This is a genomic window from Devosia sp. (genome assembly GCF_041917035.1).
Taxonomy (GTDB): Bacteria; Pseudomonadota; Alphaproteobacteria; order Rhizobiales; family Devosiaceae; genus Devosia_A.
In genome coordinates this window covers 1-2,107 of record NZ_JAYRYM010000412.1, presented here as the reverse complement: position 1 = coordinate 2,107, position 2,107 = coordinate 1, and the positions used below count along the sequence as shown (strand labels likewise).

Here is a 2,107-nt window from a genome sequence, read left to right as displayed (position 1 = left end):
AACGAGATCAATCACCCGTAACAGCAATCAGGCTGGCGGAGTTCAATCGATCCCGCTGTCCGCGACTTAGCGAAACGCTTGTCCGTGACTTGCCGAAATGACCGTCCCGTTTAACCGAAATCCGCAGCCACAGAGATGATGATCGCCCAAAAGCTGCCATGCGCCATAGAGAAAATGCGTTTCCAAGTCGGGTAGGGCATCTTGTTTTCCGGGAAGACAGGCGTGAAACTGTAGACGTACTCGAGATAGCGGAACAGAACGGTCTGCAACATTCCCCTCGACGCCGAAACAGGTCTGCCGAACAGATTCTCAACCTGATTAACGGCCTTGATGGAAGCAGGTCGAACCCTGTCCGGGCAGGGGGCGAACGGCATCTTTTCTTTCGATTTTGAGCCGAATTTCGGATATCGCTTAGTATCTGAGTTATGGTTAGAGAGTGGCTTGAGTGCGGGTCCTCCCGATAACGGGTATGCCGACGAGAAAGGGAACTCAACGGCGCGCCCCTAACTGGCTGAACGCCGCACCTCATGCCTCAGTCGTCACGGAGGATGTGAAGCTCGAAGGCACCGAGATCGCCAAGCTGCTCGAAGAGTTTCATCTGATCGAGGAGTGAAGAAAGACCAAAAGGGCCGCTGGGCGCGTGGAAGGGAATGAATGGTCGACGACGATCAGAAGAGCGAAAGCGCCGCTGAGATAGCAGGGGCGCATGGCCATCATCACCATCACGAGCCGGACGGCGAAACGCCGTCCGGTCACGTCGACCATGATCCGGTCTGCGGCATGGTGGTCGATCCTGCCAGGGCGGCTCACAAGGCCGAGTATGAAGGCCAGCGCTACGTCTTCTGCTCGGCCGGCTGCAAGGCGAAGTTCGACGCCGACCCCGTGCATTATGCAGCACTGGCAGGGCATGCCGCACATCACCATGGGGACGCTGCCGCCCATGGCGATCATTCCAACCATAGCCACACGCATGGACCTGATACCCATGAGCATCACCCCGTTGCGGCGGTAACGGCAGCCGCAACCGAGGGGACGATCTGGACCTGCCCGATGCATCCGGAAATCCGCCGGGACGCGCCGGGCAGTTGCCCGATCTGCGGGATGGCCCTCGAGCCGCTGATCGCGGCGGCGGATGCCGGACCGAGTCCCGAACTTGCCGATATGACCCGGCGCTTCTGGATCGGTCTCGCGCTCGCCTTGCCCGTGTTCCTGCTGGAGATGGGCGGCCACCTGATCCCGGCGCTGCACCATCTGGTGCCGATGCACATCTCGATCTGGATCCAGTTCGCACTGGCGACGCCGGTGGTGCTGTGGGCCGGATGGCCGTTCTTCGCGCGTGGCTGGGCGTCGATCATCAACCGCAGCCTCAACATGTTTACGCTGATCGCCATGGGCACGGGGGTCGCCTGGGGATACAGCATCGTTGCGACATTCGCGCCGCAGCTCTTCCCGCAGGCGTTCCGAAGCGCCGATGGCACGGTCGCGGTCTATTATGAGGCGGCCGCCGTCATCACCGTGCTGGTGCTGCTCGGCCAGGTCATGGAGCTGCGTGCCCGGGAACAGACGTCCGGCGCGATCCGCGCGCTTCTCAATCTCGCGCCGAAGACCGCCCGACGCATCGGGGCAGACGGTGTGGAAGAAGACGTTCCGGTCGAGGCGGTTGCGATCGGCGAGCGGCTCAGGGTCCGGCCCGGTGAAACCGTGCCGGTGGATGGCGTGGTCGAGCAGGGGCGCTCATCGATCGATGAATCGATGGTGACAGGCGAATCCATGCCGGTGACGCGCGTAGTCGGCGAAGCGGTCGTAGGAGGTACGCTGAATCAGACCGGCGCGCTCGTCATCCGGGCTGAAAAAGTCGGGCGCGACACGATGCTGGCTCGCATCGTCCAGATGGTCGCGGATGCCCAGCGCTCGCGCGCGCCGATCCAGCGCATGGCTGATCAGGTGTCGGGCTGGTTCGTGCCGGTCGTCATCGCCGTCGCGCTGCTCGCCTTCGCGGCCTGGGGTGTATGGGGGCCGGAGCCGCGGCTGGCGCATGGCCTGATCGCCGCCGTTTCCGTGCTGATCATTGCCTGTCCCTGCGCGCTCGGGCTTGCGACGCCGATGT

3 protein-coding genes are annotated in these 2,107 nt (G+C 62.8%); 2 read left to right on the top strand and 1 reads right to left on the bottom strand.

All coding sequences use genetic code 11. From position 1 onward, the window contains the following. Positions 1-110: 110 nt before the first annotated feature. The gene (locus ACE3TU_RS21745; protein WP_374627940.1) at positions 111-374 is read right to left on the bottom strand and encodes a hypothetical protein; all 264 of its coding nucleotides are present in this window, start codon (positions 372-374) and stop codon (positions 111-113) included. 95 nt (positions 375-469) lie between these two features. On the opposite strand from ACE3TU_RS21745, the gene ACE3TU_RS21740 reads away from it, so the two are divergent. Next, complete coding sequence (locus tag ACE3TU_RS21740; RefSeq protein ID WP_374627939.1) at positions 470-613, top strand: hypothetical protein; 144 nt, start codon at positions 470-472, stop codon at positions 611-613. Positions 614-654: 41 nt separating this feature from the next. Next, a partial coding sequence (locus ACE3TU_RS21735) for an HAD-IC family P-type ATPase (protein WP_374627938.1) occupies positions 655-2,107 on the top strand: 1,453 nt, incomplete at its 3' end.

Bases quoted from the DNA above. Each gene is read 5' to 3' on its own strand.
- ACE3TU_RS21745 (WP_374627940.1), bottom strand. From the start codon at position 374: ATGCCGTTCGCCCCCTGCCCGGACAGGGTTCGACCTGCTTCCATCAAG.
- ACE3TU_RS21740 (WP_374627939.1), top strand. From the start codon at position 470: ATGCCGACGAGAAAGGGAACTCAACGGCGCGCCCCTAACTGGCTGAAC.